Origin of the sequence: Actinoallomurus sp. CA-150999, from assembly GCF_050942425.1 — a bacterium.
Lineage (GTDB): Bacteria > Actinomycetota > Actinomycetes > Streptosporangiales > Streptosporangiaceae > Actinoallomurus.
The window spans coordinates 9,859,551-9,873,200 of record NZ_CP192063.1; the positions used below are offsets into that span (position 1 = coordinate 9,859,551).

The window sequence follows — 13,650 nt, forward strand, 5'->3', positions numbered from 1 at the left end:
ACCTGGACACCCGCGTCGTACAGGGTGACCGTCGATACGGTCAGTCCACTTCCTGAGACGGGGGTCTTCATGATCAGTGCGCAGGCGCGATCCTCGCCGCCGAGCCCATCCGCGCTCGTCGGCTGCGTCGCGAAGCCCGAGTCGCCGCCCTGCGACACCGAGACCGGCGACCCGGCGCTGACCGGCGACCCGGCGCTCTGGCGTCGCCGGATCCGCCACGACATCCGCCACGAACTCGGCACGATCATCATGCTCGCGTCCGCCGTCGCGGTCTCCGACGACATCGGCCCCGCCAGCCGGGAACGCGTCGAGGCGCTGCTCGGTGAGACGCGCTGGCTCGACCACCTGCTCCGGCAGCTCGACGCCGAGGAGGAGGGGCAGGTGCCGGTCGGCCCGGAGCGGGTCCGGGTGGACCGGCTCGTCGGCGAGATCGCCGCCGGTCTGCGGCTGTCCTCGCCGCGCCGCATCGGGTACGCCGGCGGCCCGGCCTGGGCGCACATCGATCCGCTCGCGCTGTGGCGCGCCGTACGCAACGTCCTGGACAACGCCCACCGGATCGCCCGGGACCGCGTCGAGGTGTTCGTGAGCGTCGAGTCGGGCTGGACGGTCGTCCAGGTCGACGACGACGGCCCGGGGTTCGGCGCCGGGACGAGCGGCCTGGCCTCTCTCGGGCTGGGCATCGTGAACGACCTGATCTCCGAGTACGGAGGCATGATCGAGATACGGAGCTGCGAGCTCGGCGGGGCGCGAGTGCGGATCCTGCTGCCCGCGGCGGACCGTCCATGAGGGTTCTCATCTGCGACGACCACGCCGTGTTCGCCGACTCGCTCGCCCTCGTGCTGCGCGAGAAGGGGCACGCCGTGGTCGGCGTGGTCTACTCCCCCGACGCCGTCCTGCGGCTGCTGCCGGAGGTGCACGCCGATGTGTGCCTGATCGACCTGCAGTTCCCCACGGGTTCGGTGCTGAGCACCCTGCCGACGCTGGTCGCGGCCGCGCCGCAGACCCGGTTAGTGGTGCTGACCGGTTCGACGGACCCGGGGACGGTCGAGGCGGCCCTGGCCGCCGGGATACGCGGCGTCGCCCACAAGGGTCAGCAGGCCGGCGAGATCGCCGCCCTGCTGACCCGGGTGCACGCCGGCGAGGTGGTCGTCGATCCGGAGACGGCCGGCCGGCTCCCGTCCCGTGCCCGCACCGAGGCGCAGCGGCTCGCCGACTACCTCACGCCCCGCGAACGCGAGGTGCTGGCCCGCCTCGTCCGCGGCGAGAACACCGCCGGGCTCGCGCGCAGCATGAAGATCACCCGCAGCACCGCCCGCAGCCACGTGCAGAGCGTCCTGACCAAGCTCGGCGTCCACTCCCAGCGAGAGGCCGTCATCGTCGCCGCTCGGCACGGCCTGGTCAGCGTCAGCACCGGCGAATGGCTCCTGCCCTGACCCCGCCGTTCGCCCGCACTTCGAGGGAACACTCCCTTTACTCCCGCAACATGTTCATTCGTGCGCGGTCGGGGCGATGTACGATCATTAAAGCTCAGGCATGGCAAGTGGTCTAATCGTTGACCTGCACCCTGCCTACCGCACTGAGCAACGGGCGGAGGGAGGCGCGGGTGAGCAGATACGAGCGCTGGAACGACCTGCTGTCGCTCCTGGCGAGCCGGGGGCGTCTCAGCGTGGAGGAGGCCGCTGCCGAGCTGACCGTCTCGACCGCGACCATCCGCCGCGACTTCGACCAGCTCGCGCAGCAGCAGATGCTGACCCGCACCCGCGGCGGCGCGGTCGCGCACACGGTCACCTACGATCTGCCGCTGCGCTACAAGAGCGCACGCCGTGCCTCGGAGAAGCAGCGCATCGCGGCGGCCGCCGCCGAGCTGGTGCAGCCGGGCGCGGTCATCGGCGTCAACGGCGGCACGACCACGACCGAGCTGGCGCGGGCCCTCGCGACACGAGCCGACCTGCACGCCGAGAACGGCTCACCCGCCATCACGATCGTGACCAACGCGCTCAACATCGCCAACGAGCTCGTCGTACGCCCGCACGTGAAGATCGTGCTGACCGGCGGGGTCGCGCTGCCGCAGACGTACGAGCTGGTGGGCCCGCTCGCCAACGGCGTGTTCGACCAGGTGACGCTGGACATCGCGTTCCTGGGCGTGAGCGGCCTCGACGTCGAACGCGGCGCCACCTGCCACAACGAGGACGAGGCGAGCATCAACCGGCAGATGGCGATACGCGCGGAGCGGGTCGTCGTCGCGGCGGACAGCTCCAAGCTCGGCGAGCGCGCCTTCGCCAAGATCTGCGGAGTCGGCGAGATCGACATCCTCGTCACGGACGCGAGCGCCGACACCCGTTCCTTCGAAGAGGCCGGCGTCAAGGTCGTCCACGCCTGACCGGCCCGGATCACCGGACCGTAGGCCTCTCCCGTCACGGAACGGCGGCCGGCAACGGCAAGGCGGTGGACGGGCCGCGGCTCGGCGAGATGCCACGCCGCCGGCCAGGGCGGCGGCCCACGGCCGGCCGGCGGGTCAGGACCAGCGGGATCGCGGGCGTTCCTGCGGCTCGCCGTCGATCTCCAGGTCGACCTTCTCGTTGAAGAAGCACACCAGGTCCCGGACGCGCTCGGCGTCGTGCAGCGGCTCCTCGTACGTCCAGGCGACGTCCTCGCCGCCGTACGACCGGTAGCCCGCCCGTCCCTTGTAGGCGCACCAGGTCTCGGTGTCGGACGGCTCGAGCAGGTCGAGGCGTACGTCCTCGCGGGGCAGGTAGTAGCGGACCGGCAGGCCGGTCTCGAACAGCACCGTCGGCCGCTCGGACTCGGCGAGCACGGTGCCGTCCACGCTCACCCGGACGCGCCGGGTGCTCCGCAGCACGTCGATGCGGCTGTACGGGTCGTGTGGATGGGCGAAGACCTGCTCGTCCTCTTCGTACCAGGCGTCCATGGCGTCCCAGTAGAACGAGACGAAGCCCTCCAGCCAGGGCGCGATCGGGTCCGGGTAGCCCCATACGGCGTTCTCGGCCGTACGGCCGCCGGCGGAGACCGTCCAGTACGAGGCCTGGCCCTTCACCGGGCAGTGGGTCGCGTGGTCGGTCGGCGTCAGCAGGTCCATGCGCACGTCGGCGACCGGGAAGTAGTAGACGGGCAGGAGCCCGGTCTCGAAGAGCAGGTGCGCGCCGGTGCTGTCGGCGATCGACTCACCGCCGAACTCCACGCGGACGCGCTTCGGCGTCGGTTCGAAGTAGAGCAGGTGACGCGGGGCGGCGACGTCCCCGTTGAACACTCCGGCGGGCCTTCCGGACAACGGGGCTCCAGGCAACGTGAGGCTCATAACCACGAGAACCTCTGCTCCGGGCGAGGAATTCCGGGTGCGGAAGCGCCGCGCGGGCGGGGCGGTCGCGAGGACCGCTCCCGCCCGCGTGGGTGACCGGGTCAGGAGTACTGCGCCACGATCTTCGTGTAGTCCCACGGCTGCTGCGAGACGCCGCTGCAGGCGTCGGAGGCGGTGCCGCTGCCGCAGGGGCGGTCGCGGTTGACGGACCAGAAGGTGAACCGGCTCAGGCCGTGCTGCTGGGCGTACGACAGCATCGTCTGGAAGTCCGCGGTCGTCACCGTCTCGCTCTGGTCGGTGTTGCCGTTCATCGACGAGATGCCCTGCATGGCGTACAGCTGGGCGTCCGTCTTGCCGGGGTAGTTCTGCTTCAGGACGCTGTGCAGGCCCTCGGACGCCTGGATCGACAGCTGCCCCATGTTCCCCGAACCGCCGCCGAAGTCGAACGGCATGATCGTGAAGGTGTCGATGGGGACGCCGAGCGCCGCCGCCTGCTGCACGAGGCGCGTGCCCCACCAGTTCGGGCCGCTCGTCGTCGTGCCGAAGGTGAGGATGACCTTCACGCCGGAGTTGTTCTGCTTGATGATCTTCAGGGCCTGCAGGACGCGATCCTGGTTGGCCTCGCTCTCGAACTCCGTGCTCTCGATGTCGATGTCGATCGCCTTGAGCGCGTAGGCGTTGATGACCTTCTGGTAGGCGCCGGCCAGGTCCTGCGCGGTCGAGCAGTGCTCGCCCAGCTTGTTGCCGCTCCAGCCGCCGAAGGAGGGGATGACGTCACCGCCGGCGGCCCGGATCTGCTGGATCTTCGTGGCGTCGTCGCCGGTCAGCGGCCGGGTGCCGTCCCACGCGGGGTTGCAGCCGCCGTCGGACAGGACGAACGCGAGGGTGAACCACTTGACGCCGGTCGCGGACATGACCGTGGTCGGGTCGGGCGGGCTGCCCCAGCCGAAGTAGAGGTACGGTGCCGCCGCCATCGCGCCCGGCGAGCCACCGCCGCCGCCCTGCTGGGTGGTGGCGGTCACCGAACCGCTCTTGGCGGACTCGTTGCCCGCGGCGTCGTACGCGCTGACCTGGTAGGTGTGCGAGCTGCTCGCGGCGAGCCCGCCGACGGTGGCGCTGGTCGAGGAGACGTTCGCGACGACCGACGAGCCCTCGTAGACCTTGTAGCCGGTTACGCCGACGTTGTCGGTCGAGGCGGTCCACGACAGGGAGATCGAGCTGGACGTCGTGCCGGTCGCCTGCAGGCCGGTCGGCGTCGACGGAGCGGTGGTGTCACCCGACCCGCCGCCGCCCGTGCAGGGCTGGCCGTTCAGCGTGCAGTTCGCGGGCACGGCGGACGACGGCGAGCCGATGAAGCCGAAGCTCACCGAGCCGCCCGCGGGGACCTGGGCGTTGTAGTCGCGGTTGGTGAACGTGTAGTGGGAACCGCTCTGCGTCATGAGCGCGTCCCAGTACGAGCCGACCGAGCCACCGGAAGGCAGGTCGAACTCCACCTTCCAGCCGTTCAGCGCCGAATCACCGGCGGTGATCGTGTACTTGGCCTCGTAGCCGGTGCCCCAGTCGGACGACTTGGCGAAGGCGGCCGTCGGTGCGGCTGCCGCATGCGCGGCGGCCGGGACCAACAAGGCCGCCAGGAGACAGAGAAGGGTCGGGATGGTACGTCTCACGGTCGCTCCTGGTGTGGCGGGAAAACCTGGAGGGCGGGCCGAGCCGACCGGTTCGGCCCGCGGGGGACCCCGAGCACTTACAGGAAAGTTTCCTATAAGTGAGGCGAGATTAACCCTCCCGACCCCGCCCGTCAACGACCCTTCGTGCTCCCGTCACCCGACCGACGGCCAGAACCGGACCTTGGTGTGAAGGACGCGCGCGGGATACGGTCCTTAGACGCGGGAGGGGAACTCATGACTCAACGACGAGTCGCCACGCCGGTCTCCGACACCGACACCATCGCCAGCCCCGACACCTACGTGCGGGGCGTGCCGTACGACGCGCTGGCCCGGCTCCGGGGCTCGACGCCGGTCGCGTGGATCGAAGAGAGACCGGCGGACGGCAAGCCCGCCGGGCCCGGCTACTGGGCGGTGCTCCGGCACGCCGACGCGTGTCAGGTCCTGCGCAACCCCAAGCTCTTCTCCGTACGCGGCGCGGCGGACAAGGATCTCGGCCACGGACGCGGCCGGCCCCCGGCCGAGAATCCCCCCGCGCGGTCGCGACTCCGCAGACGGCTCCCGAAGGCGTTCGGCGCGCGCAGCATCGCCTGCCTGCCCGAACGCATCGACTCCCGGGCGCACGCCCTCGTGGACGCGGTGGCGGAGAAGGGCGAGGCGGACTTCGCCGCGGAGATAGCGGCGGACCTTCCCCTGCTGGCCTTCGCCGACCTCGTCGGGATCCCCGAGTCGGACCGATGGCTGCTCGCCGACTGGTCCGCCCGCGCCACCCGTCGTCCGGTCGCCGGATACCCGGCCCGCCACGCCCCGGCGACGCCCTTCGACCCGGCGGGGTCCACCGGCATGGCCCGCCGGGCGGTCGCCGCGCGGGCGCACGGCCCGGCCGCCCCCGAAGCGAACGGGCTGGAGGCGGAGACCGCACTGCCCGACCTGCGCCTCTACGCCGGCGAACTCGCCGACTACAAGCGGCGGCATCCCGGCGACGACCTCATGACCGCCCTCGTCGACCAGGCCGGCGGCAAGACCGGCCCGGACCCGGTGGAGGAGTTCGAGAGCCTCTTCCGGCTGTTCGCCGCGGCCGGGGACGACGCCGTGCAGGGCGGGCTTCCCGGCGGGATGGTCGCCCTGCTGAAGAATCCGGCCGAGACGGCGCGGCTGCACGCCGATCCGAGCCTCCTCGAGTCCGCGGTCGAGGAGATGCTGCGGTGGTGGTCCCCCGTCATGTGCGTCGGGCGTACGGCCACGGCCGACACCGTCGTCGGCAACGTCCCGGTCCGCAAGGGCGAGCGGCTCGTGGTGTGGCTCTCGTCGGCCAACCGCGACGAGGAGGTGTTCGGCGAGCCCACCCGGTTCGACGTGGCACGCACCCCGAACGACCACCTCGCGCTCGGCCACGGCCCGCGCGCCTGCCTCGGCGCGCACCTGGTCCGGATGCAGATGCGCGCGATGTTCACGGCCGTCTTCGACCGCTTCGACGACATCGAGCCGGCGGGTGAGGCCAGGCGGCTGCGCTCGAACGTCCACAACGGCATCAAGCACCTGCCGATCCGCTGGCGGCCGAAGCCCCGCCGCTGAGCCGTCACGCCGTACCGAGCCGCCCCCGCAGTGGCCGACCCGCACGGCGTGTCTCGTCCCGCGTCGGCGGGTGCCCTGCCGGAGGGCCGTCAGGAACCTTCGTGGGCCAGGTGGGCGCTCATCCACTCCAGGGCGCCCGGCGTGACCCGCTTCCAGGTGTGCGGGTTGTGCCCGCCACCCGGGACCAAGATCTTGTCGGTGGTCATGGGCGCGGCCGCCACCTGAAGGAACTTCCGTGCCTCTCCGAAGTCGCGCTCACCGTCCGGGCTCGAGGTCACGAGCACGGAGATCGGCGGCGGCGGGAGGTGCTGCAGCCGCCAGATCAGGCTGTTGTCCGACTTCACCTGCTTGCTGCCTCCGTACAGGTCGCCGGTCTGCCAGTCCTGCCGTGGGTAGAAGTAGCCGGCCATCGAGACCGCCGCGGTGAACCGGTCGGATCGCATCATGGCCAGCTTGACCGCGCAGTAGCCGCCGGTCGAGTCGCCCATCACACCCCAGCCGCGGTAGCTCGCCGCCACCCGGTACGTCGACATGATGCTTTCGGGCACGTCCTGGGAGTAGAACGTCAGCACCTGCGGTCCGCCGGGAACGTCCGTGCACTCGGTGTCCCTCGGCATCACCGAGGTCGGCGACGGGCGCATCATCACGATCACCATCGGCTGCACCTTGCCGGAGTTCATCTCCTTGGTGGCGATCGCCGGAACGCCCAGCCGGGTGATGAGCTGCTCCGGAACACCCGGGAAGCCCGTGAAGTCGTACATCACCGGGAAGTGGCGCTTGTCGTACTTCTTCTGGAAGTACTGCGGGGGCAGGTAGACGTACGCCTGGGAGGTCAGGCCGGTGCGGTCGCCCCTGATCTGGACCTGCTCGATCTGGCCGTCCTTGGCGGGGTCCGCCTTCTTCTTCTGGCCGATGGTCGTCGCCTGGCGGGCCAGCGGCCGTCCGGTCCCCTGCGGCTTGCTCGCCGTGCTGCCGTTGTTCAGCTGCACCTTGACGCCCTGGTTGTTCGTGCCCATCAGGTCGGACCACGAGGCGTAGAACAGGAAGTAGTTGTTCACCCCGGTGAGCAACACCATGATCAGCGCGACCTGGGCGGTCAGGAACAGCCCGATCCGGGCCAGGAACGCACCGATGCCAGATCCGGCGAACTTCGGCCACCACCAGATGACCGCCGCCGTCACACCCACGGCCACCACGATCAGAAAACCGAAGAAGCCCCCGCTCGTCAGTCCCACTGGTGTCCTCTCAGATCCGGCTCGCCCGCCGACGGGCCCGAAGTTAAGGAAGTTCTCAGCATGGCTCGATGCCGTACTCAGCCGAACACGGTAACGCGAGCCGCCGCCTTCCCCTCTCAAGATGCCTAAAGTGCCGGAAAAGTTGCCTCAGCACCCTAAATCGGCCGCGATCCGCCCAGTGTCGACTCTGGAGGGCTATCGGCCGGTAAATCATACGGATCTCGCCGGCCCGATACTCCTCTCGGCGTACACGCGATGCCGACCACGACCCGATGTCCCGACGGGCGCCCGCATCTTACGCTCCGAGTGTGAGCACGACGACCCGATGGCGGCCCGGCGCACTGCCGGTGTTCGTGATCCCGCTGCTCCTGGGCCTCATCCAAGTGGTGGGGTCCACGGGCGCCGACCGGCACATGAACTACCAGGCCCTGCACCTGGACGCACCGGGGTACGCCCTGCTCATCGCCGGGCCGGCCGCCCTCCTCGCGCGGCGGCGCCTGCCCGTCACCGCCCTCGCGGTCGTCCTGGCGCTCACCGACGGCTATCTCCTGCGCGGGTACGTCTTCGGTCCGGTGTTCCTCAGCCTCGTGGTCGCCATCGTCGCGGCGGTGAGCGCCGGGCGCCGGACCAGTGCCTGGATCGTCACCGGCGCCGGGTTCGCGCTGCTCAACGCCCTGGGCGTCCTGGTGCCGTTCGGGCCGTTCCGCCTCAAGGAGTGGACCGCCGCGCACGCCCTCGTCACACTGACCTGGCTGCTGCTGATCCTGACCGGGGCCGAGCTGGTGCGCATCCGCAGCGAACGGGCGGCCGAGGCACGGCGCACCCGGGCGGAAGAGGAACGCCGGCGAGCCAGCGAGGAACGACTGCGCATCGCGCGTGAACTCCACGACGTGCTCGCGCACAACATCTCGATGATCAACGTCCAGGCGGGAGTCGCCCTGCACCTCATCGACGAACGCCCGGAACAGGCGCGCACCGCCCTGGCCGCGATCAAGGAGGCCAGCAAGGAGGCGCTGAGCGAGGTCCGATCCGTGCTCGGAGTCCTGCGGCAGGTGGACGAGGACGCGCCGAGAGCGCCGGCCGCGGGCCTGGCCCGGCTGGACGACCTCGTCGCCCGCGCACGGGCCGCGGGAATCACCGTGCACACCCGGACGGACGGACGGCCGTACCCGCTGCCCGCCGGGATCGACCTGGCGGCGTTCCGCATCGTGCAGGAGGCGCTGACGAACGTCACCCGGCACGCCGGGCCGGGGGTGACCGCCACCGTGCGCGTCACGTACGGTGACGGGGAGCTCCGGCTGGAGATCGAGGACGACGGCCGGGGCGCCCCCGGCGACCTGCCCGGCGGCGGCGACGGTCTTCCGGGCATGCGCGAACGCGTCGCCGCCCTCGGCGGGGACATCGTGGCGGGGCCGCGACCGGGCACCGGAGGATTCCGGGTTCACGCGACGCTCCCGGTGCCCGGAGACGGAACGACCGCGGGAACCCCCGCCCTGAACAAGGAGCACGAGTGATCCGGGTACTCCTCGCCGACGACCAGGCCCTCGTCCGGGCCGGATTCCGCGCCCTCCTCGATGCCCAGCCGGACGTCGAGGTCGTCGCCGAGGCCGGCGACGGCGCCGAGGCCGTGCGCCTGACCCGGCGGGAACGGCCCGACGTCGTGCTGATGGACATCCGGATGCCGGTGCTCGACGGTCTCGCCGCCACGCGGGAGATCGTCGGCGACGACCGGCTCGCGGGCACCCGGGTCGTGATCCTCACGACATTCGAACTCGACGAGTACGTCTTCGAGGCGCTGCGCGGCGGCGCCAGCGGCTTCCTGGTCAAGGACACCGAGCCCACCGACCTGATCCGCGGCGTACGCGAGGTGGCCTCCGGCGACGCCCTGCTGTCGCCGAGCGTGACCCGGCGCCTCATCGCGGAGTTCGCCGCCAAGGCGAAGAAGCCGCGATCCGCGGTGGAGCTGCGCGGCCTGACCGACCGCGAGCGCGAGGTCATGGCGCTGGTGGCCGAGGGCCTGTCCAACGAGGAGATCGCCGAGCGTCTCGTCGTGAGCCCCGCGACCGCCAAGACGCACGTGAGCCGCACCATGGTCAAGCTGCACGCGCGCGACCGCGCGCAGCTCGTCGTGATGGCGTACGAGACGGGCCTGGTCAAGCCCGGGTGGCTCGACTAGGGGGCGTTCGGTGGATCTCGGTCGCGGCCGGACGCCCCCTGGCACCCGGTGCCTCGTCACTCCACCGGCGACGCGCACCGGCAGGCCACCGCCGTCCAGTTCGACGCCGCCAGGGTGGGGAGGCGGAACCAGACCGTCTTGGACTCCGCCGCGTACGACACCCCCCAGGCGGTGGCCAGCAGGACGGGCATCAGCAGCCCGCGGCCGCTGACGCTGAGATCGCAGCTCTCCTGCGGCGCGGGTAGCGCCCTGGCGGGGTTCCGGTCGGTCACCTCCACCTGGACCGAGGAGCCGTTCACCCGGCAGATCACCTCGAACGGAGTGCCCGCGTGCGTGACGGCGTTGGTCGCCAATTCGCTCGTCAGCAGTACCGCGTCGTCGATCGCGTCCTCGGCCCCCCACGCGAGAAGCGTGTCCCGGACGAACCGGCGCGCCTGCGCCACGGCGGTGCGGTCCGCCGGATAGGCCGCCCGCACAGTCGATTGCACGGGAGCTCCCTTCACGAGTCTGTCGCCTCACCTGCGCCTTACATCGTGACAGAGAGTGTTGATCGATTACTCATTGTGAGGAAAATGGCGCCCCGGCGGCCGGTCTCCGTCAGTTGGCCGACGGCTGGAACCAGGTGAACGCCTTCTTGAAGTGGTCCGCCGCGGTGGCACGGTCCCCGGCGGCGGCCATGAGGGCGTACTGCCGGCCGTTCACGGTGAAGCCCCGATCGAGGACGTACGTCCGCTGGCGGGTGCCCTTCCACGTGGCCAGCCAGCTGTACTCGATGTCCCCAGCCTTCCAGCCGCGGGCCGTGAGGCTATGGGGCGTGCTCACCGACTGGTACCCGGGGAGGACACTCGGCCCGTTCCAGACCCGCCAGTGCTGCACCGGGTCCGCCGTCTCCCACGGAATGGTGTCCAGCTGGATGTTGTCCCCCGTCTTGGGGTCGATCCAGCGTTCGGACTGGGCGCTTCTCTTGTCACGCTGCCATCCCTCGGGCACCGCCAGCTTCGATCCGTCCTGAGCCTTGACCAGCCGGAAGCCGGCGGGGATGGTCGGACTGGGTGTCGTCGACGGAGACGGCGAGGACTGCTGCGGGGTCGGATTCGGGCTGCCGGATGCGGCCGTCCTGCCGGCGGACTTGTCCTGCAGCTCCATCCACGCGACGACGGCTCCCCCGACGACCAGCACGGTCACCAGGGCCAGCACCACCGCCCGCGTGTTCGACCGCTTCGGCCCGCCCTGAACGCCCTCCGTGGGTCGATCGTCGGCGCGCGGCCACGGCTGGTCCGGCGAGACCTCCGTGACGTTCAAGGCACCGCCCGAACCCCGTGGGGCCGGCGCCCGCCCGGTCGGGTCCGGGTAACCGCCGCCGGCGGGAGCCGCGTGCCGCGTCGTCGGGTCGTACGCTCGCGAGCCGGGCTCGGCCAGGGCGGCCGACGCTTCGTACGGCGGCCGGAGCTCCGCCGCCGACGGCTCGTACGGCGGCCGGGACCCGGCGGCCGTCGGCTCGTACGGTGGCCGAGATCCGGCGGCCGTCGGCTCGTACGTCCGGGGTCCGGCGGCCGACGGTCCCGGCTCCTCCCGGTCCTGCCCTGCCGCCGGCTTCTGGTCATCGCCGACGGTCGTGGCCGGGGCCGGCAGTGGCCGGGTGCTGTGGGCGGCGCGGGTCAGCCCCTCCGCGGCCTGCTCGGCGGTCAGGCGCTGGGCCGGGTCCTTCGCGAGCAGGCCCATGAGCACCGGCGCGAGCGGGCCGGCGTAGCGCGGCGGCGGCGCCTCCTCGGAGATGATCGAGGTCAGTGCCGCCATCGCCTCGGGCCGGTGGTGCGGCGAGCTCCCCTCGACCGCGGCGTACAGCGTCGCGCCGAGCGACCACAGGTCCGAGGCCGGCGAGGTCACCTCGCCCCGGGCCCGCTCAGGCGCGATGTAGGCCGGCGACCCCATGATCAGGCCGGTCTGGGTGAGCGTCGAGTCGCCCTCCATGGTGGCGATGCCGAAGTCGGTGATGACCACGCGGGTGATGCGGGTGATCGGATCTTCCAGGTCCCCGGCGAGCAGCACGTTGGCCGGCTTGACGTCGCGGTGGGTGATGCCCGCGTCGTGCGCCGTGCGCAGGGCCGCCAGCACCTTGCCGCCGATCTCGGCCACCTGGATCGGAGAGAGCCTGCCGTCCTGGTCGATGATGTCCTGCAGGGAGCGCGACCGGACGAACTCCATGACGATGCAGGGCCGACCGTCCTCCTCGACGACGTCGTGCACCGTGACGATGCCCGGATGGTTGAGCCGTGCGGCCGACCGCGCCTCCCGGAGCGTGCGCTCGTACATCACCTTGTGCTCGTCGTCGCTGAGCCCGGGCGGGAACAGGACCTCCTTGACCGCGACGTCGCGCGCGAGGAGATCGTCGTGAGCGCGCCAGACCGTGCCCATGCCGCCTCTTCCGATCTGCGAGAGCAGACGGTAGCGACGGCCGAGAACGGAACCCTCCCCCAATGGCATAGCAGAGGACGATACCGATCGTTGATGACGGTTCGGAATCGATTGGTGCTCTCAGAGCACAAGGGTAAGGATGATCAGACCTATCACGATCACCACGAGGACGACGGCTATGGCCAGATTGCCGTTCCGGCCCGAGAGCCAGACCGGCCGCGCGGCGTCGTCGGCCGCGGCCTCCTCCTCGGGCTCTGGTGGAGTCATGACCTGCCCCGTGACCGGCATGTCCGAGGGCACGTCCAACGGCTCGTCCGGCTCCGTCCGCGACGCGTCGGGCTCGATGTCGATCGCTCCCAGCACCTGCGTCGCGCTCGCGTTGTTCATGAGGATCCGGTCGAGCATGGCCCCCACCTCGGTGGCGGTCATCCGCGTGTTCGGGTCCTTGCGGAGCAGACCCGCGATCACGGGGGCCAGGGGCCCGGCGTGCGGGGCCGGCGCGGGCTCCTCGGTGAGGACGGCCACCAGGCTCGCCATCGCCTCGGTCCGTTCGAACGGCGACTTGCCCTCGACGGCCGCGTACAGCGTCGCGCCGAGCGACCACAGGTCGGAGGCTGACACCGCCGCGCGGCCGCGGGCGCGTTCGGGCGCGATGTAGGCCGGGGAGCCGATCAGCATGCCGGTCTGGGTGAGCGTCGCGTCGCTCTGCGCCCGCGCGATGCCGAAGTCGGTGAGCACGGCGCGGATCGAGCGCGCGTCGGACACCAGCACGTTGCTGGGCTTGACGTCGCGGTGCAGGATGCCCGCCTCGTGGGCGGTCATCAGGGCGCTCAGCATCTGCCGGCCGATCTCGGCGGCGCGCCGCGGCGTGAGCGGGCCGTCCTGCTTGATCATCTGTTCGAGCGAGCGGGCCCGGATCAGCTCCATCACGATCCAGGGACGCCCGTCCTCTTCGACGACGTCGTAGACGGTCACGACGCCGGGATGGCTCAGCCGGGCGGCCGTGCGCGCCTCACGGAAGGTCCGCTTGTGCTGGATCTCCCGCTCCTCGTCGGAGAACCCGTGCGGGAGGATCACCTCTTTTACGGCGACGTCGCGGCCGAGTGCTTCATCTCTGGCGTGCCAGACCGTCCCCATGCCACCGCGCCCCACTTCGGTGAGCAGGCGGTAACGCTGGGCAAGAAGGGGTTTTTCCGGCATAGTCCATGCACGATACCGACAGGAGGAGCGTTCATTTGGCGTGACGCTCACCTAATCCCCGGTACAAAG

Annotated in this window: 12 protein-coding genes; 6 read left to right on the forward strand and 6 right to left on the reverse strand. The window is 71.0% G+C overall.

What is annotated here, in order from left to right; genetic code table 11:
• The first annotated feature begins 69 nt into the window (after positions 1–69).
• From ACQP2O_RS45365 to ACQP2O_RS45375, 3 genes are all read left to right on the forward strand, one after another.
• Positions 70–786, forward strand: a complete 717-nt coding sequence (locus tag ACQP2O_RS45365; RefSeq protein ID WP_433175614.1) for a sensor histidine kinase — start codon at positions 70–72, stop codon at positions 784–786.
• The gene (locus tag ACQP2O_RS45370) at positions 783–1,433 is read left to right on the forward strand and encodes a response regulator (RefSeq protein WP_433175616.1); all 651 of its coding nucleotides are present in this window, start codon (positions 783–785) and stop codon (positions 1,431–1,433) included. The genes ACQP2O_RS45365 and ACQP2O_RS45370 overlap by 4 nt, the downstream gene beginning before the upstream one ends.
• A gap of 170 nt (positions 1,434–1,603) precedes the next feature.
• On the forward strand, positions 1,604–2,380 hold the full coding sequence (locus tag ACQP2O_RS45375) for a DeoR/GlpR family DNA-binding transcription regulator (RefSeq protein WP_433175618.1): 777 nt from the start codon (positions 1,604–1,606) through the stop codon (positions 2,378–2,380).
• A 135-nt stretch (positions 2,381–2,515) separates the two neighbouring features.
• Here the strand turns inward: ACQP2O_RS45375 and ACQP2O_RS45380 are convergent, their stop codons facing one another.
• Positions 2,516–3,289, reverse strand: a complete 774-nt coding sequence (locus tag ACQP2O_RS45380) for a DUF427 domain-containing protein (RefSeq protein WP_433175620.1) — start codon at positions 3,287–3,289, stop codon at positions 2,516–2,518.
• Positions 3,290–3,417: 128 nt separating this feature from the next.
• A complete protein-coding gene (locus ACQP2O_RS45385; protein ID WP_433175621.1) occupies positions 3,418–4,983 on the reverse strand; it encodes a cellulose binding domain-containing protein in 1,566 nt (521 codons plus the stop codon).
• A gap of 234 nt (positions 4,984–5,217) precedes the next feature.
• Here ACQP2O_RS45385 and ACQP2O_RS45390 point away from each other — a divergent pair, with 234 nt between their 5' ends.
• Positions 5,218–6,555 (forward strand): cytochrome P450, encoded by a 1,338-nt coding sequence (locus tag ACQP2O_RS45390; RefSeq protein ID WP_433175623.1) that lies wholly within the window; start codon positions 5,218–5,220, stop codon positions 6,553–6,555.
• An 89-nt stretch (positions 6,556–6,644) separates the two neighbouring features.
• On the opposite strand, the gene ACQP2O_RS45395 is transcribed toward ACQP2O_RS45390, so the two are convergent.
• Positions 6,645–7,790, reverse strand: coding sequence for an alpha/beta hydrolase (locus ACQP2O_RS45395; RefSeq protein ID WP_433175625.1), 1,146 nt, complete (start codon positions 7,788–7,790; stop codon positions 6,645–6,647).
• A gap of 308 nt (positions 7,791–8,098) precedes the next feature.
• Between ACQP2O_RS45395 and ACQP2O_RS45400 the strand changes: the two genes are divergently transcribed.
• Positions 8,099–9,304 (forward strand): sensor histidine kinase, encoded by a 1,206-nt coding sequence (locus ACQP2O_RS45400; protein WP_433175626.1) that lies wholly within the window; start codon positions 8,099–8,101, stop codon positions 9,302–9,304.
• The gene (locus tag ACQP2O_RS45405; RefSeq protein ID WP_433175628.1) at positions 9,301–9,966 is read left to right on the forward strand and encodes a response regulator transcription factor; all 666 of its coding nucleotides are present in this window, start codon (positions 9,301–9,303) and stop codon (positions 9,964–9,966) included. Before ACQP2O_RS45400 ends, ACQP2O_RS45405 begins: the two co-directional genes overlap by 4 nt.
• A 56-nt stretch (positions 9,967–10,022) precedes the next feature.
• Here ACQP2O_RS45405 and ACQP2O_RS45410 read toward each other — a convergent pair whose 3' ends face one another.
• From ACQP2O_RS45410 to ACQP2O_RS45420, 3 genes are all read right to left on the reverse strand, one after another.
• Positions 10,023–10,454 (reverse strand): ATP-binding protein, encoded by a 432-nt coding sequence (locus tag ACQP2O_RS45410; RefSeq protein ID WP_433175630.1) that lies wholly within the window; start codon positions 10,452–10,454, stop codon positions 10,023–10,025.
• Positions 10,455–10,563: 109 nt separating this feature from the next.
• Complete coding sequence (locus ACQP2O_RS45415) at positions 10,564–12,450, reverse strand: protein kinase domain-containing protein (protein ID WP_433175632.1); 1,887 nt, start codon at positions 12,448–12,450, stop codon at positions 10,564–10,566.
• 51 nt (positions 12,451–12,501) lie between these two features.
• Positions 12,502–13,581, reverse strand: a complete 1,080-nt coding sequence (locus ACQP2O_RS45420; protein WP_433175634.1) for a serine/threonine-protein kinase — start codon at positions 13,579–13,581, stop codon at positions 12,502–12,504.
• Positions 13,582–13,650 lie beyond the last annotated feature (69 nt).